General features: G+C 59.1%; 15 protein-coding genes and 2 pseudogenes. 11 read left to right on the forward strand and 6 right to left on the reverse strand.

The genetic code is table 11. The features are described 5' to 3' along the window. Nucleotides 1–24 precede the first annotated feature (24 nt). The 5 genes and pseudogenes from traA (at nt 25) to ACIDOCELLA78_RS95940 (ending at nt 4,643) form a co-directional block, all read left to right on the forward strand. Nucleotides 25–2,162: pseudogene (gene traA / locus ACIDOCELLA78_RS95920) on the forward strand (Ti-type conjugative transfer relaxase TraA). After that, entirely contained in the window at nt 2,114–2,809 is a 696-nt protein-coding gene (locus ACIDOCELLA78_RS95925; protein ID WP_249676791.1) for a hypothetical protein, read from the forward strand. Before traA ends, ACIDOCELLA78_RS95925 begins: the two are co-directional and overlap by 49 nt. Then, nucleotides 2,806–3,411 carry a hypothetical protein gene (locus ACIDOCELLA78_RS95930; RefSeq protein ID WP_201729792.1) on the forward strand — a complete coding sequence of 202 codons (606 nt, stop codon included), beginning with the start codon at nt 2,806–2,808 and terminating at the stop codon, nt 3,409–3,411. The genes ACIDOCELLA78_RS95925 and ACIDOCELLA78_RS95930 overlap by 4 nt, the downstream gene beginning before the upstream one ends. An 88-nt stretch (nt 3,412–3,499) precedes the next feature. Further along, complete coding sequence (locus ACIDOCELLA78_RS95935) at nt 3,500–4,207, forward strand: putative adhesin (RefSeq protein ID WP_201729793.1); 708 nt, start codon at nt 3,500–3,502, stop codon at nt 4,205–4,207. A 91-nt stretch (nt 4,208–4,298) separates the two neighbouring features. Next, nucleotides 4,299–4,643: a hypothetical protein gene (locus ACIDOCELLA78_RS95940; RefSeq protein ID WP_201729794.1), complete on the forward strand. Its 345-nt coding sequence runs from the start codon at nt 4,299–4,301 to the stop codon at nt 4,641–4,643. Nucleotides 4,644–4,838: 195 nt separating this feature from the next. On the opposite strand, the gene ACIDOCELLA78_RS95945 is transcribed toward ACIDOCELLA78_RS95940, so the two are convergent. Genes ACIDOCELLA78_RS95945 through ACIDOCELLA78_RS95955 form a run of 3 tightly spaced genes read right to left on the reverse strand, consistent with a single transcriptional unit; the run spans nt 4,839 to nt 6,619 of the window. Next, nucleotides 4,839–5,294, reverse strand: coding sequence for a hypothetical protein (locus tag ACIDOCELLA78_RS95945; RefSeq protein ID WP_201729795.1), 456 nt, complete (start codon nt 5,292–5,294; stop codon nt 4,839–4,841). Then, the gene (locus tag ACIDOCELLA78_RS95950; protein WP_214006291.1) at nt 5,275–5,832 is read right to left on the reverse strand and encodes a hypothetical protein; all 558 of its coding nucleotides are present in this window, start codon (nt 5,830–5,832) and stop codon (nt 5,275–5,277) included. The genes ACIDOCELLA78_RS95945 and ACIDOCELLA78_RS95950 overlap by 20 nt, the downstream gene beginning before the upstream one ends. Beyond that, entirely contained in the window at nt 5,810–6,619 is an 810-nt protein-coding gene (locus tag ACIDOCELLA78_RS95955; protein ID WP_201729797.1) for a TIGR04255 family protein, read from the reverse strand. Before ACIDOCELLA78_RS95955 ends, ACIDOCELLA78_RS95950 begins: the two co-directional genes overlap by 23 nt. A 210-nt stretch (nt 6,620–6,829) precedes the next feature. Here ACIDOCELLA78_RS95955 and ACIDOCELLA78_RS95960 point away from each other — a divergent pair, with 210 nt between their 5' ends. From ACIDOCELLA78_RS95960 to ACIDOCELLA78_RS95975, 4 genes are read left to right on the forward strand one after another with little or no spacing between them, the layout of a single operon-like run. Then, complete coding sequence (locus tag ACIDOCELLA78_RS95960) at nt 6,830–7,399, forward strand: recombinase family protein (protein ID WP_201729798.1); 570 nt, start codon at nt 6,830–6,832, stop codon at nt 7,397–7,399. A gap of 31 nt (nt 7,400–7,430) precedes the next feature. After that, nucleotides 7,431–7,877 carry a very short patch repair endonuclease gene (locus ACIDOCELLA78_RS95965; RefSeq protein WP_201729799.1) on the forward strand — a complete coding sequence of 149 codons (447 nt, stop codon included), beginning with the start codon at nt 7,431–7,433 and terminating at the stop codon, nt 7,875–7,877. 39 nt (nt 7,878–7,916) lie between these two features. Next, nucleotides 7,917–9,257 carry a DNA cytosine methyltransferase gene (locus ACIDOCELLA78_RS95970; RefSeq protein WP_283770872.1) on the forward strand — a complete coding sequence of 447 codons (1,341 nt, stop codon included), beginning with the start codon at nt 7,917–7,919 and terminating at the stop codon, nt 9,255–9,257. Further along, complete coding sequence (locus ACIDOCELLA78_RS95975; RefSeq protein WP_201729801.1) at nt 9,244–10,047, forward strand: hypothetical protein; 804 nt, start codon at nt 9,244–9,246, stop codon at nt 10,045–10,047. Before ACIDOCELLA78_RS95970 ends, ACIDOCELLA78_RS95975 begins: the two co-directional genes overlap by 14 nt. A gap of 227 nt (nt 10,048–10,274) precedes the next feature. On the opposite strand, the pseudogene ACIDOCELLA78_RS95980 reads toward ACIDOCELLA78_RS95975, so the two are convergent. Beyond that, nucleotides 10,275–10,484: pseudogene (locus tag ACIDOCELLA78_RS95980) on the reverse strand (transposase); the annotation flags it as partial. A gap of 152 nt (nt 10,485–10,636) precedes the next feature. Continuing rightward, complete coding sequence (locus ACIDOCELLA78_RS95985) at nt 10,637–13,603, reverse strand: Tn3 family transposase (protein ID WP_013635074.1); 2,967 nt, start codon at nt 13,601–13,603, stop codon at nt 10,637–10,639. Nucleotides 13,604–13,776: 173 nt separating this feature from the next. On the opposite strand from ACIDOCELLA78_RS95985, the gene ACIDOCELLA78_RS95990 reads away from it, so the two are divergent. Beyond that, nucleotides 13,777–14,358 (forward strand): recombinase family protein, encoded by a 582-nt coding sequence (locus tag ACIDOCELLA78_RS95990; RefSeq protein WP_013635075.1) that lies wholly within the window; start codon nt 13,777–13,779, stop codon nt 14,356–14,358. Between the two features lie 154 nt (nt 14,359–14,512). On the opposite strand, the gene ACIDOCELLA78_RS95995 is transcribed toward ACIDOCELLA78_RS95990, so the two are convergent. After that, nucleotides 14,513–15,040, reverse strand: coding sequence for a hypothetical protein (locus tag ACIDOCELLA78_RS95995; protein WP_249676811.1), 528 nt, complete (start codon nt 15,038–15,040; stop codon nt 14,513–14,515). Nucleotides 15,041–15,258: 218 nt separating this feature from the next. Here ACIDOCELLA78_RS95995 and ACIDOCELLA78_RS96000 point away from each other — a divergent pair, with 218 nt between their 5' ends. Continuing rightward, nucleotides 15,259–15,867 carry a ParA family protein gene (locus ACIDOCELLA78_RS96000; protein ID WP_201729803.1) on the forward strand — a complete coding sequence of 203 codons (609 nt, stop codon included), beginning with the start codon at nt 15,259–15,261 and terminating at the stop codon, nt 15,865–15,867. Nucleotides 15,868–16,215: the final 348 nt, after the last annotated feature.

The raw sequence follows: 16,215 nt of genomic DNA on the forward strand, positions 1-16,215 counted from the left end.
ATCTATCATCTGAGTATGAAACCGATGTCGCGGGCTTCCGGGCGTAGCGCGGTTGCCGCGGTGGCCTATCGGTCGGCCGAGAAGCTGGAAAACGCGCGCGATGGGATGGTGCATGATTTCTCGCAGCGTTCAGGCGTTGAGCGTGCGGAGATCGTCTTGCCGAAAGGTACGGATGCCGAATGGGCGAGGGATCGTTCTGCATTGTGGAATGCGGCCGAGGCATCCGAGAAACGCAAGGATGCCCGTGTCGCCCGCGAAATCGAGGTTGCTCTCCCGCACGAGCTATCTGATGAACAGCGGCTTGAGCTGACGCGGGAGTTCGCCCAGAGCCTTGCCAACCGGTATGGCGTGGTGGTTGATTTTGCGATCCACAGCCCGCACGGCCATACCGATGTGCGGAACCATCATGCGCATATCATGATGACGACGCGGCAGGTCGGTCCGGACGGTTTGGGCGACAAGTCGGAACTGGAATTGGAGAACAAGCGTCTGGTGGCGCTGGGGCTGCCGACATCGCATGAGCAGCTTCGGGATATTCGCTCCGGCTGGGAGCAAAGGACGAACGAACATCTGGCGCGGGCGGGGCTGGACATAAGGGTTGACCATCGCTCGCATCAAGAGCGCGGGCTGGAGATCGAGCCGACGCAGCATGTCGGGGTGCATGCGACGCAGATGGAGCGGCGCGGCAAGGATGTGTCGCGGGTTCGGATCGATGAGGATGCCGCGAAGCGTAACGCCGCCCTGATCCGCGAAAAGCCCGAGCAGGTGCTGACACTCATCACCAATGAAAAGAGTGTGTTCGACCGGCATGACGTGGCGCGCACGCTGCACCGCTATATCGGCGAGGCGGATGCGTTCCAGGCGGCCTTTGCCACGGTCATGGCGTCGCCGGCCCTGGTGGAATTGCAGGAAGAGCAGCGCGACGAGCGCGGGCGGGTAATCGAGCAGGCGCGCTATTCGACGCGGGAAATGGTCGGCATCGAGCGCGACATGGCGATCAGCGCCGATCGCATGGCGGATGACCGGGGCGGTCTGCCGGGGCGTGGGTTCGGTGTTGCTGGCCGGCGCGTGGAGGCGGCGATTGCGGCGCAGGAGCGTGGCGGCATCGTCCTGGCCGACGAGCAGCGGGCGGCGATCGAACATGTCACCGGGCCAGAACGGATTGCGGCCGTGGTGGGTCTGGCCGGGGCGGGCAAGAGCACGATGCTCGCGGCGGCCCGCGCGGCATGGGAGGCCGAGGGTATCGCGTTCATGGCGCGGCGCTGGCCGGCAAGGCGGCCGAGGGGCTGGAAGAGTCGGCCGGCATTGCGTCGCGCACGTTGGCCTCGTGGGAGAGAGGCTGGGAGCGCGGGTTCGACCGCCTCGGGCCGCGCGACGTGTTCGTGATCGACGAGGCCGGGATGGTCGGCTCGAAACAGCTTTCGCGGTTCATTCAGGAGGCGGACCGGGCGGGCGCGAAAATCGTGCTGGTGGGTGATCCCGAGCAGTTGCAGCCGATCGGGCCAGGTGCGGCGTTCCGCGCCGTGGCGGAGCGCGTCGGCTTCGTGGAGCTGGAAGAAATCCGCCGGCAGCGCGAGGACTGGCAGCGGGCGGCGTCGGTGGATCTGGGCCGGCACCGGACAGAGGAAGGTTTGCGCGCCTATGCCGAGCGCGGCGCAATCCGGCTGGAAGAGTCGGCCGAGCATGCGCGGGATGCGATTGTGCGGGATGTGCTGGCCGATATGGAGGCGCGGCCGGACGGTTCGCGCCTGGTGCTGGCGCATCGCAACGCGGATGTGCGGGACCTCAACGAGGCGATCCGGACGGTTCGGCGCGAGCGGGGCGAGCTGGCGGACGAGCGGGTTTATCGCACGACCGGGGGCGAGCGCGCCTTTGCGCCGGGCGACCGGCTGCTGTTCCGCGAGAACAACCGTGAGCTGGGCGTGAAGAACGGGATGCTGGGGACCGTGGAGCTTGTGTCTGGCCCGATGAGCTGGACGGGCAGCGGTTGGTGGTACGGCTGGATTCTTCCTCCGGGCCTGGGTGGGGTCGGGCCGTATCGATCTCGATGGCGGATTATGCTGCCGTGGATCACGGGTATGCCACCACCATTCACAAGGCGCAGGGGGCGACGGTGGACCGGGCCTATGTGCTGGCCTCGGGGACGATGGACCGGCACCTGACCTATGTGGCGATGACGCGGCACCGGGACGGGGTGACGCTCTACGCCGATCGGGAAGAATTCAGCAACGTGGCCGCCCTGTCGGCGCGGCTCTCGCGATCCCAGGCGAAGGAAACCACGCTCGACTATGATCGGGCTGCCTATGCCAGTCGGCGGGGGATCGAGATGCCGCCACGGGAGGCGGTGGCAGCGCGCGAGATCTCGGCGGGACGGGCCGGGTTCCGGGAGCGGTACGAGGCGCATCGGCAGCAGCGGATGGAAGAAGCCGCCCGAGACAGGCAGGCGCATGGGCTGGTGCGGGAATGGACGCGGCTGTCGGAGGCATACAACAAGGCGTTGCCGGCGCTGGCCGCTGAGCCGGCTCTAGTCGGTGGGGCGCGGGCGGAGCTGCTGGGGTTTGAGCAGATGTTGGATCGTCATTCCGAAGCGGCGCGGGGCCTGCGGGCGCGAGGCCGAGAGTTCGGGGTCAGGGAGGGGTCGGCGTTGGCGCGTGTGCTGGCAGCACCCGATGCTGGCCGGGCCATTGGCCGGCTGATTGAAGGGGCGGAGAGAGACATGCGTGGCCAGCTGGCGCGTGAAGCTGAGCGGGCGGCCGTCCGGAAGCAGCAGGAAAGATCCGTGTCGCGGGGTCGGGGGATGTCGATGTGAATAACGCGGAGGATCATCTCTACGGGCTGATGGAGATTGCCGAGCAGCAGCAGGCGGTAGTGCAGCGCGTGCTCACCGGGCTGGCGGAGGAGCGGGCGGCGCTCGCGCAGGAGCGGCAGAAACTGGCGGAGGAGGCTGCCACGCTGGAAGAGCGGGTGCGCGAGGCGGTCAGCGCAGCGGTGGCCACGGCGCTGGAGCAGATGGGCAAGGAAGGTGTCGCGACGGTCCGGACAGCCACCAAGCCGATGCTGGAGGATCTGGCCGGGCTGGCAGGGGGCATGGCGGTTGCGGAGGAGGCGTTGCGCCGGATCGTGGCTTGGGCAAGCTGGCGGCTGTTGGGGTGGATTGTGGCCATGACCGTCGGGTTGATGCTGTTCGGCTGGCTGAGCAGCACGGCCGTTGTCTGGTGGGATCGCACCACGGTCAGTCAGCTGCGAGGCGAAATCGCCATGTTGCAGGCCAATCACGCCGCCTGGGTGAAGAAGGGAATGCTCGACAAGATCACCCGATGCGGGGCAAACAGTCGTCCCTGCGTCGCCATCAACCAAAGCGCCGGGGCATACGGGAAAAGCGGCGAATATCGCGTGCTCAAGGGGTATTAGTCTGAAAAATTCATGAATCGGCATTCCGCTGCTATACTGACCCGGAAAAAGCGGAAACCACGCGTTCCGCGAGCGGAGGCAAAAACCCATGCCCAACGTATTCATCGCCGGCCACGGCAGAATGAAACCCTCTGGGCGCAATCTGTCGGTGCCGAACGGCGTCACCCTGCATTGGGCCGTCGAAGCCGGCTACAACAGCACCGGCGGCCTGAGCCGGGGCCTGCTCAAAGGTGGCTTCAACACCTGGGCTGAAACCAAAACCACCGGCGACACCTACAAGGAGCATTATCTCTGCCCCGACAGCAACATGATAATGCAGACCAAGGGCGAAGCCATCTTCAACCGCCCGAACAATGCCGAAGACTGGATTCTCCAACCGAAGCTGGACTTTGTGACGAGTTTGACCACCCTCATCCATTACCTGGTCACTAAACTCGGAACCCCCCTGAATATTTACTGGACCTGCTGCCGCAGCCCGATCAACGAATTGTCGAAAGGCAGTGTTCTCCTCGAGGGCGACCAGATCGTGAAAAAGCCCAAAAGTGATGGCAAACTCGTCATCCACCCCAAGAGCGACGACAAATCCGGCGCCCTCCTCCGCACGGCCAAAAACGGAAACGTCCAGCTCCGCTCCTCCGGCAAAATCGAAACCCTCGAAGGCACCGCCTGCATCAACCAGATTGACGGCGCCGTCGTCCTCCTCAAAGCGTCCGACACAGCCGTGAAACTCGCCGCAAGCTGGCCGGAAAAAACCAAAATGGGCCAGGAAGGCAACGCCCTCACTTTGGCCAAATAAAAATCAACGCCGCATATGACGCAGCTTCAGCTCACGTTTGGGGTTGAGTGACCATCTCCGCACAGGAAAGCACCAGCCAAAAGGAGCCAAAATGTCGATATCGTTCCTGACTGATAATCCATCCAAGCTACTCAATGATTTTAAGAAAAAAATCGATGCCGGAGATATTGTCACTTGGTCCTACGACAAAGACGGAGATTTCACCCATACCCCTGAGCAGTGGAAAAACCGTGCCTGGTTAAAGCCGATAGAGGAGGCGGACCGGCTCAGATTCAACATCATTGGCAGCAAGACATACGAGCTGACCTGGACTATCTTTTCCGTTTATCACGGTCGTTTCATGGAGGCGATGATCCGGCATTGTCGGAGCCTTTACACAGTTGCGCGTTGCCCCTCTAAACCGTCAGACAATGATGCGAAACCTGTTGCCGATTAGCACGAGATTAAATCTATCCTTGAGGCAAAACATTCTAAGGTGAATTTCTTCGATTTACTTATTTTCAAACGCCAGCCTGAAGGGGAGGCAGAAAATGGCTGCGTGGGACAACCGATACATGGAGCAAATTCTCACCGGCAACTTTCATGCGTAATCCCTGGGGTCGGATGGAAGATAGAATCTCGCAGAGAAAACCTAGAAATTTGGTCCCGTCCAACCGGACCCACTCGGATTAGGATCAGGATGGTAGGTTGTTGAAGTCAGCAGAGTACGGCAACGCTCCGTAATAAAGCGGCTCATCCTAGAATCAGCAGGTTCATGTGGTTCAAGAATGACACCATGGGCGACATCAGCATGTCCACAGTAAACGTCGCGGGAGTCTTCAACAGTAGAACCACTTTTCCTAATTTCATCTGCCTTGATAACAGCAAATCCTATATATTGTGAAACGGGTGGCCTATGAAGAATCAGAGCTTTTTCTTTACAAAAATCGGAACCCATATAAGTCTGACGGATGACTGAAACCTCATCTTTATTGGCTTGTGAACGAAAGGCGGCAGGTTTTAGCTTACCCTTCTTGATATGATGAGGCGAGAGAATAACCCGAACGATATTTTCAGTATCGGAAATTTCAATAGGCAGGTGACACATATGTCGCCAAAGTTATTTCTGTAACCGACATACTAGCGTGCTCGCTTTGAAACAAATATCCCGAGACCAGAAGACCAATTTTGATTGCACTAATGAGTAGGTCATCGGACGAAGCATCCAGGAAAATAGGGTCACCATGGTTTGGTTGGATATAAAAGCTCAGCCGAGTTTGGCCGATTTCGAGGTGACCGACTCCTTGCGCCGTCTCCCATTCAAAAGACAAAGTTCCATTTGGATTTGGAGTAATATCCGGTGCTTTAGCAGATCCAAGAATGCTCCCTAAGGCAGCCAAGGAGTTGTACTTAGTCGTTTGGCTAATGGGCAAGGCGCCATAGCCATCCCAACCCGCAGGCATTTTACAAAGTTCCTCGATTTGGTTCTCTACAGAAGCGAACGCAGATAAGCCCGAGGATTTTGTAAGTGGACTGACCCACGATAAAGCTGGATTAAGCGGGTATTCGTCTAGAATTCTGGGTTGAAGCAGAGCTTGTTCGACATATGCCGGGCGAGGAAGATCAAGAATCACTTTCGTCTCCATCGGGCTGGAGCAGGTTTTCAATTCGCTTGACAAGTCCAATAAATACGTGGTGGATTACATCGCGCGCCGTGGTGAATGCCGCCATTATTGCGTCGACATCGGGGGCGATTGGCCGTGTATTGGCCACTGTCATGTCAACGATGATTTTTGGTTCATTGTTTATTGTACCTTCACCGACAAGGAAGGCCAAAGATGCGCCACCAACTAAAGGTACTTTGAGCTGAATTTGAGGTGTTATCGATGATCCAGGATCAACTTGTTCAACGATCACCTGGGGAAATCCGAGTTCAAAACCTAAAATTTCGCGCATGAACAGGTCGATGCTTCTGCCTTCTGTCAATTCTGGGCCAAAGGCATTTATGTAACGCAGGCTTAGGACGGAGAACGCTTTGTCTTTTTCACCGGCCAATCGAACCTTCAACAATGAATCTACGCCGGATTTCACGGTGGGGCTTACGTTCTTCCAAGACCGATATGGCGGGGTCGCATTGGCCGAAAAGAGACCGGAGCCAACCTGAAATAAAACAGCGGTGTCGTCCGACGACTCTTTGCGGTAGCGGTATACCGGCTGGAATGGGAAGACTGGAAAGCCAGGTGGGACTAGCCGTTCCGTTCGCCGGAAGCCATGCTGGTATACCTCACCCCCGAAGCTCATAAAAAACTGGTCCATATCAGCGCCCATGCCATGCATGATAGTAGGCACATTTGGCTGGACTGATTGAGCTTCTCCCCATCGCAGCTCCGCGATCATCTCTACCAAAGGGGCTTTTTTAAACGTGACTGTCATCCCGCTTTTTCCTCCCCTTCGGTTAAGGCCACGTTCACCGTCCGCTGACCGACTCGGTCAAAGTCGCGGTAGTTTTTGCCACCCTTAACTGAAAATGGGGCAGCGTAAAGGGGCGACCTGGAATGAGCCTTAAAGTTATTTTCAAAAATCAAGACTTTCGGGCATTCCGCTTGCCCGAGCCATTTCAATAGCTTAGAACGCCCGTAAGATATGATCGAAAAAGCCCCAAAAATCCGCCTGATCGGCTACGCTCGCGTGAGCACCTACGGGCAGACGCTCGATGTCCAGCTTGAGCAGTTGAAGGCTGCCGGATGTGCGCCGATTTACCGTGAGAAGGTCACGGGCGCGCGGGCCGACCGCCGCGAGCTGTTGAAAATGCTCAGGCACCTGACCGCCGGCGACGTGGTGACGGTGACACGCATCGATCGCCTGGCCCGCTCGACCTTCGACCTGTTCGCCATCGTGAAGCAGATCGTGGACGCGGGCGGGCAATTCCGCTCCCTGGCCGAACCATGGGCCGATACCGGCACCAGCACCGGACGATTGATGATCGCCGTGCTGGGTGGCTTGGCGGACGTGGAGCGCGACCTGATCCGCACCCGGACAGCCGAGGGGCGGAGCCGAGCCAAGGCGCGCGGGCAGCACATGGGCCGCCCCCCTGCCCTCACCCCGCAGCAGCAGGCGGAGGCCCGGCAGCGGCGGGCCGAGGGTGCCACGTTGAAGGAATTGGCACAGAGCTACAACGTCGGGCGGGCGACGATTTCGAGAATGATGGCATAACCCATAGGTGCTTTCGTTCTAATTTGGCGCAATGACGGACAACCGCACGCCCGCGAGCCGTAGCGCCTTGATGGCGCGTATAGGCGGGAAGAACACGACGCCAGAGCTTGCCGTGCGTCGGCTTTTGCATGGAATGGGATACCGATTTCGGTTGCACCGGAAGGATTTGCCAGGAACCCCCGACATCGTGTTTCCCGGTCGTCGAAAGGCCATCTTTGTGCATGGCTGTTTCTGGCATGCCCATGGCTGTTCGATTGGTCGAACCCCGAAATCCCGACTCGACTACTGGTTGCCGAAGCTGGACGCCAACAAACGGCGCGACGCGGCCAAACGTGCCGAATTAGAGGTGATCGGCTGGCACAGCTTTACCGTCTGGCAATGCGAGACGAAAAAGCTCGACGACTTGGCAGAAGCCCTCGCGGCCTTCCTCGATGGGAAAAATCCCGATCGACATGCTGGGGCGAAGCTGCTAGCGTGACCACAAGATGCAGGGCAATCAGAGCATGACGAGGATACTATGCGGCCAATAGGAATCGATCTATTCGCGGGAGCCGGCGGCTTGAGCCTCGGATTCGAGCAAGCCGGCTTCGATGTTGTGGCTGCCGTCGAGATCGACCCGATCCATTCGGCCGTGCATGCGTTCAACTTCCCCGGTTGCGCCATGCTGCCCCGGTCGGTCGAGGGGCTGACGGGCGCGGCAATCCGCAAGGCGGCCGGTATCGGCCGGCGACGCGTCGATGTCGTATTCGGAGGCGCACCCTGCCAAGGCTTTTCGCTGATCGGGCATCGCGTGCTCGATGATCCACGCAACAACCTGGTGCGCGAGTTCGTTCGCATCGTCGGCGAGCTACAGGCGTCCTATTTCTTGTTCGAAAATGTGAAGGGTCTCACGGTTGGCCGGCACCGCGCCGTTTTGGAGGAGCTGATCGAGGCTTTCGACGCGATCGGTTATCAGGTGCGGATGCCGTGGCGCGTGCTCGACGCGGCTCAATACGGCGTTCCGCAACACCGCGAGCGGTTGTTTCTATTCGGCGCACGCAAGGGGCTACCATTGCCCGAATATCCTGCCGCGCTAACCCGTGCGGCCGATGATGGCTGGAACAAAGGCGGGAAGAAAAGCCCGACCTGCCGCGATGCGATCGGGGATCTACCCGATGCTGATCGGTTCGATGCCCTGCTCGATTCCGACGAGGTGCATCCCGGCAAATGGCGCGAGCCGAGCACCTATGCACGAGAATTACGTTGCCTGACGAATGACGCTTGGCATTATGGCTATGTGCGCGAGTGGAATCCGGCGGTACTGACATCGAGCGCGCGCACAGATCATACCGATATTTCGAAGCGACGCTTTGCAGAGACACCGCCCGGCCAGGTCGAGCCGATTTCCCGTTTCTTCAAGCTGGATGGCGACGGCCTCAGCAACACCCTGCGGGCTGGCACAGATGCCGCGCGCGGTGCTTTCACCAGTCCCCGCCCGATCCATTTCGACTTGCCGCGTTGTGTGACCGTCCGCGAGATGGCGCGCCTGCACGGATTCCCCGATTGGTTCCGTTTCCACGCTACGAAGTGGCACGGTGCCAGGCAGATCGGGAATTCAGTTCCGCCCCCCCTTGCCCGCGCTGTTGCCGGCGCACTGATGAAGGCTCTTCGTATCGAGCCGATGCGGCCGGAGACCAGGATATCGCTCGGAGACCCGGCCTTGATCCGTATGGGTATGTTGGAAGCCTCAGAACATTTCGGGATCGACAATCCGATCGGCCGGCGTGACCGGAAAAGCGGAGCGAAGAAGCGCAAGCAGCATGAAATCGAAGCATTGCGCTATGTCGCGCGGGAGGAGGCCGCCATTGTCGGAAACTAAAGAGAACAGATACAAGCAACTGATCGAGCACATATTCTTCGATCCGGCTTTCGGTGCCTACAAGACCGGCACGACCCAGATTCCCTTTACGCGCCCGGACATCGAGCGGGCAGCCGCTGCGCTCAAGATCGACCTGCCGAAAAATGTCGGCGACGTGCTTTACGCCATTCGCTACCGCACCCCCATGCCGAAGCAAGTGGTGTACACACAGCCGGAAGGCATGGAATGGGTCATCGAGGGCGACGGCCGCGCGCGCTACAAATTTGAGCTCGTCCCAATCAATCGGATCGTGCCTAACCGCGAGTTGGTAACGATCAAGGTTCCCGATGCCACACCGGAAATCATCGGAGCCTATGCCCTCAACGATGAACAGGCATTACTCGCGCGTGTCCGATACAATCGACTGATCGACGTGTTTCTCGGAGTGACCGCGTATTCTCTCCAAAGCCACATGCGCACATCGGTTGCTGGTGTAGGCCAGATCGAAATCGACGAGGTATATGTCGGGATTGATCGGCACGGCGTGCAATACGTGATTCCTGTGCAGGCTAAAGGCGGCAAAGATCAGCTATCCGTTGTCCAGACCAAGCAAGATCTCGCCTGCTGTGCCGATAAATTTCCCGATCTGGTATGCCGCACGGTTTCAGCGCAGTTCATGGACGACGACCGGATGGCGATGTTTGAACTCGCCCTGCAGGATGGCCGCGTTTGTGTGGTCGAAGAGAAGCATTATCGCCTTGTGCCGGCTGACAACATCACGGCCGACGAGCTGCGGGGCTATCGCCGCTAGGTCAGCACATCGGCGCGCCGATTTGCTTCCTGGCCAGAAGTAACGGAACGCTCTGAATCGTAGCATAAGGGGTCGTTTGCGGAAGGGGGCGGAATCCTACGCTTGGCGGCAAAGCCCTGCGTTTCAATGGCCTGATCGACTATGTATCCCAAACGAGTGTTTGGGATACCGCCGGCAGATGACGAACAAAAACCAATTTCCTTGTTCCATAACCCGTATCACAATTCCCTCGGGATTTGGCGCCACTGGCAACCAGTCGACAGCATGTACAGGATCGCCTCCACGATCACTCGCAGCGACACAGTACGCGGACGGCCACGCCAGCACGGCGTCGGCATGAACGGCTCGATCAGCGCCCATTCAGCATCGGTGAGGTTGCTTGCATAGCGTAATCCGCCCCGGCAGTATCGCCGCCGAGCGGTTTCCGTCCAGGCCATCGTGACTCCGTCTGTTGTGGTAAACCGACTGAATCGCAACCAACTGAAATCGCTCAACTATCTTTTGCGTTCAGGCTCTGAGCAAGCCAGGAACATTTGTCCGTTTTCTTGCCCAAAAAGGGGTCACCGCACGATCTGTTCAAAATCGTACGCTAAGCGGCGCGGGGTATGAACGGAGCGCGAACATCGCGTAGCGGCCTGAAGCTGGCATTGGGATTGGCGGGATTCCAGACATAATCGCCGGTCAGAGCGATGTGTTCCCATCCGAGCGGCGCGACATGCGCCAGGAGATCATCGGGCACTGCCGTACCCTGGGCCCGCAGGTGCTGGACGGCCTGGTCGAGATAGATGGTATTCCAGTGGACGATGGCGGCGGTGATGAGACTGAGCCCGGAGGCCCGGAAGCTCTGATTTTCGAAGGTGCGGTCGCGGATTTCACCCTGGCGATGGAAGAATACGGCGCGGCGCAGGGCATTGCTGGCCTCGCCCTTATTGAGCCCGGCATGACTGCGCTGGCGCAGAGCGGGATCGGACAGCCATTGCAGGGTGAACAGGGTGCGCTCGATCCGCCCCACAGCCCGTAACGCCCTGGACAGAGTGTTTCCTCCACCGGCGGCGGCCAGCTTCCGCAAGATGACGGAAGGCAGAACAGTGCCGGCATTGATGGATGCCTTTAACCGCATCAACTCCGGCCATTGCCCGAGGATGGCGGTGGTTTCGACGGCGTCGCCGATGAGCGGCACCAGCAGCGGCCAGGTGCCTGGCTTTTCTATCGTGTAGAGCTTGCGGTCCCGGAGATCCTTGATCCTGGGGGCAAACCTGTAACCCAGCAGATGGCAGAGACCGAAGACATGATCGGTCGCGCCGGCGGTATCGGTATAATGCTCGGCGATGCGCAGATCGGTCTGGTGGACATGATGCAGCAGCCCGTCGAGCACATAAGGCGCCTCGCTCATCGTCGCGGAGATGACGCGCGTGTGGAACGGTCCGTATTGACCGGAAACATGGGTGTAGATCACCGCGCCCGGCTCGATGCCGTATTTGGCGTTTACCGAGCCGCCGGCTCCGGCGCGGCCTGCGGCCCGGAAATATTGCCCGTCCGAAGACGAGCTTGTCCCATCATCCCAGATTGCCGCCATGGGGTGTGCATGGTGCGCATTGATGATGGCGGCGCGGGCGGCGACATAATTGTCATCGCTGATGTGCCATTGGGCCACATTGACCAGGTGGTGATAGCTGAGACCGCGCGAGGCGTCCGCCATGCGGGCAAGGCCAAGATTGGTGCCGTCAGCGAGCACCGCTGCCAGCAGGGCCGCTTTGTCGGTGACGGGGTTACCGGTGCGCAGATGCACGAACCTGTCCGTGAACCCGGTCCAGGCATCGACCTCGCTCAAAACCTCGGTGATCCGCACCCGCGGCAGCATACTGTTCAGCCGCAGCGCCAGATCGCGAGCCGCGTCGGGCACGGTGGGCGGCGTGCGGGCGATAAAAAGTTTGCCGTCCTCAATCTCCACCCCGTCGAGGTCGCCCTGCGCGGCCCGGGCGGCCACGAAGGTCAGACGCTCGCGCAGCATCTCTGCCCGGCTTGCGACGTAACGATCGGGATCGGCCTCACCATCGATGCCGGTGGCCGCACCCGCCCCGGCCGGAAGCAGATAGGTCTCGAACGCCTGGTAATCGCGGCTGCCAGCGACCCAGATATTACTGCCCCGCAGCTTGTCGCGCAGCACGGCCAGCACCGCTGTTTCATAGAGCCGCCGGTCGGCTGTGCCGCCGGCAAAAATCAATTTCCGCCACTGCGGCGGCAGGAACGTGGAGGGCGGCCGCTTGGGCAAGCTGCGGATCGCGCCACGGTTCAGGGCGCGGAGAAGTTCGATCGCGGCCAGAACGGGATCGTTCGGCATATTCGACCGGAAATCGAAGGCGGCCAGGAAGCGGGGGCTGAACCGGCGGAGCACCGTATATCGCTCGGCCGCCGTGACCAAAATATCCTGATCCGCCACATCGGCGACGGCGCCGATGATCGGCAGCACATCTTCGAGCTGGTTCATGCCGATCTCGCGCTCGATGGCGGTGATCCCATCTTCTCCGGCCTCCTTCGCCTGGCGAAGGGCGGCGATCGTCCGGCGGAACAGCAGTAGCGCCTTGGCGACATCGCGCCGCGTGGCCTGAAACCGACGCTCATCGCGGTTGCGCGCCCGGCTGAACAAAGTGCCGACATATTTCTCGAACATGGCAAGCGTCGCGTCCGTCAGACGGGTTTCCAGGCTTGCGATCTGGGCAATGAGAATGGCTGTGCGCCGCGCCGGCTCCAGATCGGCGATGTGCTGCACGGTCATGAGCGCCCCCTCGTCGGTCAGCCGGACCAGGCGGGCAGCATGGATACGACCAGCCCGTGCGGGATCAATGCCCATGGCGCGGACATATTCGAGGCGATCGAGCAGGGAGACGATGTTGGAGGGAGCTGGTGATTCCGAATAATCCCGCAGCCAGGCAAAACGGGAGCGACGCAACTCGGGATCGACCGTCAGCAGCTCGGTCAGAGCACTGCGCTCCGCATCGGCCATCCCGGCTGCCAGCACCTCGAATGTTTTCTTGCGTGCTCGGACACGGGCGGCCAGTCCAATTCGCTCCAACACTGTCGCCGAGGGAAGCAATACCCGGCTTTCTCTCAGATGAACGAGCATAGCCTGGATGATGGGTTCGCCGCGATCTGTGGCCCAAGCCGTATCCGCACCAGCATGTAGGCAGGCGCGCCAGTCATCGAGGCCAAAACTACGCAGACCAGTGAACTTTTGGAGCTCGACCAAATGCTCCCGACGGGTTTCAGCACGGCGCGCGTATTCCGCAAACAACAAAGGATCGACACCGATCTGTTCAGCAACAAAAGCCAGCGCCGGCGCCGGTGGATATTCCGATGGATCCAGAGTGCGGCCTGGGAAGCGGAGAACACAGAGTTGCACGGCAAAGCCGAGCCGGTTGCTTGCCCGGCGTCTGACCCTGACCATAGCGAGGTCAGCAGCATCCAGTACGTAATGCCGGCTCATGGAGGCCATGTCCGTTGGAATTGAAAACAAACGGGCTCGTTGTTCAGCGGATAAAAGAACGCGGAGTGGCATATCGGGTTCCGGTTGATGAGAAAATTAGCGCCCACCGTGCGTCCGCAAGAGGATCGTTCAACGGACAGATGTAACGGCCTGGCACTGGTGGCTGTTTCCCTCGGCAACGGATGGATCATTTAACTGGTACGATATCTTTTGCAATGAAGGGGGGTCATACGTTACAATTCCGCATGGCCCACACCCTGATCGGTTACGCCCGCTGTTCAACCGACCGGCAAGATCTCGCCGCGCAACGCGCCGAACTCGAACAGCTCGGGGTAAAGCCGGACCGCATCTATACGGACCATGGCCTCACAGGCACCAATCGTGCCCGCCCCGGGCTTGCTCAAGCCTTGGCGGCGGTGCGTAAAGGCGACACCCTGGTCGTGCCAAAACTCGACCGCCTTGCACGCTCCGTTCCAGATGCCCGTGCGATCGCCGATGAACTCATTACCCGCGGTGTCAAACTCGCGCTCGGCGCGGCCGTCTATGACCCAACCGACCCAATGGGGAAGATGTTCTTCAACATCCTCGCCACCTTCGCAGAGTTTGAGGCCGACCTGATCCGGTTACGTACCAGAGAAGGCATGGCCATCGCTCGCGCCAAAGGAAAATTACGCGGCAAAAGGCCGACGCTATCCGAAAGACAACAAAAAGAACTGCGCCGCATGTACGACACTGGCAATTATTCCATCACTGATCTCGCAGACCTATTCTCCGTCTCCCGCCCAACCATCTATCGTACCCTCGCCAGGCAGCCCGCCAACGCTTAGCGTACGATTTTGAACAGATCGTGCGGTGACCCCAAAAACTGCTTTGTCCGTGATCATCGGTGGAACAGATTATCGAACACTTTGGGAGTTGTCCGACAAATCCTCGATTTTCGGATAAGCGTGCGTAAAAGCTACTTTCGTGTCTGCTCCCCTCCTACTCGACTGCGCGGGTTTCAGAGTAAAGTGCGACATCTGAGGGGCGTTTTCCTATGTACCACGCGGGATTCGGTAAGCTTTCAGATTCTACAGAAGTCAGAATATCAGCGTTCCGGCCATCACTCAGAATACAGTCCGCTTGCGCGTAGCCGACGATATAGGGGCGAACAGCCCTGCATTCGGTGATTGCTGGTTGTCCGCAGCGTAGAAAGTGGCCCCCATGGTCGTGAATTCCCAATTCAACCGCGCGGGCGGCGGTAATGGGGGACAATCTCCCTGCCCTTTGCTCATGCAAAACGTATTTCCCAGACGTGCCAATCTGCACCGCGTAACCTAGAACTGGCAGATAATCCCAACTAAAATCTGTTACCGACGAGCGATCAGCATCCCAGCCAAGGACGAGGTGACCGGCGATCGCTTCCCTGAAGTTGGCGTCCAAGGCTAATTCCGTCACATCCGCGATGATGGCTGCCATTGGAGCAACTTGGCCTTGAAGGTCTGCCTTTGCTGTCTCGATTTCAGCCAACCTCTCTCCGTCAAACTCAGTGACCTTCCAGGATCGGCGCAATGTGCCGACTTTCACAGGCTGACCGCCTACGAGCAAAGTGACTTTCCGCCGATCGAGGAGATAGATTTGAACGCCCATACAACCTAATTCCGTCTGTGTGAAATTTCAGATAGACAGATAGCCGAAAATGTATATATTTGTCTATGCAGAAAGTTAAATTGCGGATGTGTGAATAGATGATAATCACCGTGACGAGTTATAAAGGCGGAGTCGGCAAAACAACCACTGCCATACACTTGGCAGCTTATTTGCAACGTTTAGCCCCGACCCTTCTGGTAGATGGAGATGCCATCCGAAGCGCTACAAAGTGGAGCCAGCGTGGCGGGGATCAAGGACTACCCTTCAAGGTCGTCACCCATGCACAGATGATCGGCCATATCCGCAATTATAAGCACATCATCATCGATACCGAGGGCAATCCAACCGACGATGATTTTAAAGATTTGGCGAGTAACTGTGATATGCTTGTAATTCCTGCCGTGCCTGAAAGCGTGGCGACGGACGGACTGACACATACCCTGGCCAAGCTCCAAGAACTGGGAAACAAGACCCATCGTGTATTGCTGACCATGGTGCCGCCTAAGCCCCGCACCGAGGGGCAACAGCTCAGAGATATGCTCAACGCTGAGGGCATCCCAATATTCACCACCGAGATTCCACGTCTGGCGGCCTTCGAGAAGGCTGCGGCCGAGGGGGTGCCGGTCTATGGGGTAAAGGATGATCGAAATGCCGGGCGGGCTTGGGATGCTTATGTGGCTGCCGGAAGGGAAATCGAAAATGGCTGAGAAACGGAAATTTGCAGCGCTGGCAGATCTGCACCGTCATCAGGCAGAGTCGGAGGCCGTGGAGCCGGGAGCGGATACCGTCCGTCAGGTTGTAGCGCCTACGCTGTCAGTAGAGGAGGGCAGGGGGCGCGGTCGCCCTGCGACGGGCAAGCGCAGCAACCCAGATTGGAAGCTTTATTCCCATTTTTTAAAAAAGCAGACGCAGAGAGCGGCTGTGGCTCGGTTGCAGGCTGAGGATGCTGGACGAGATTTGTCGGATGTCTTGCAGGAGCTTTTAGACGGATGGCTCAAATCGTATATGTAAATATATGAATTTATGCTATTTTGTATATACAAATATGCAAAATA

This window comes from Acidocella sp. C78 (assembly GCF_907164655.1).

Bases quoted from the DNA above. Each gene is read 5' to 3' on its own strand.
- ACIDOCELLA78_RS95935 (WP_201729793.1), top strand. From the start codon at position 3,500: ATGCCCAACGTATTCATCGCCGGCCACGGCAGAATGAAACCCTCTGGG.
- ACIDOCELLA78_RS95940 (WP_201729794.1), top strand. From the start codon at position 4,299: ATGTCGATATCGTTCCTGACTGATAATCCATCCAAGCTACTCAATGAT.
- ACIDOCELLA78_RS95945 (WP_201729795.1), bottom strand. From the start codon at position 5,294: ATGTGTCACCTGCCTATTGAAATTTCCGATACTGAAAATATCGTTCGG.
- ACIDOCELLA78_RS95950 (WP_214006291.1), bottom strand. From the start codon at position 5,832: ATGGAGACGAAAGTGATTCTTGATCTTCCTCGCCCGGCATATGTCGAA.
- ACIDOCELLA78_RS95955 (WP_201729797.1), bottom strand. From the start codon at position 6,619: ATGACAGTCACGTTTAAAAAAGCCCCTTTGGTAGAGATGATCGCGGAG.
- ACIDOCELLA78_RS95960 (WP_201729798.1), top strand. From the start codon at position 6,830: ATGATCGAAAAAGCCCCAAAAATCCGCCTGATCGGCTACGCTCGCGTG.
- ACIDOCELLA78_RS95965 (WP_201729799.1), top strand. From the start codon at position 7,431: ATGACGGACAACCGCACGCCCGCGAGCCGTAGCGCCTTGATGGCGCGT.
- ACIDOCELLA78_RS95970 (WP_283770872.1), top strand. From the start codon at position 7,917: ATGCGGCCAATAGGAATCGATCTATTCGCGGGAGCCGGCGGCTTGAGC.
- ACIDOCELLA78_RS95985 (WP_013635074.1), bottom strand. From the start codon at position 13,603: ATGCCACTCCGCGTTCTTTTATCCGCTGAACAACGAGCCCGTTTGTTT.
- ACIDOCELLA78_RS95990 (WP_013635075.1), top strand. From the start codon at position 13,777: ATGGCCCACACCCTGATCGGTTACGCCCGCTGTTCAACCGACCGGCAA.
- ACIDOCELLA78_RS96000 (WP_201729803.1), top strand. From the start codon at position 15,259: ATGATAATCACCGTGACGAGTTATAAAGGCGGAGTCGGCAAAACAACC.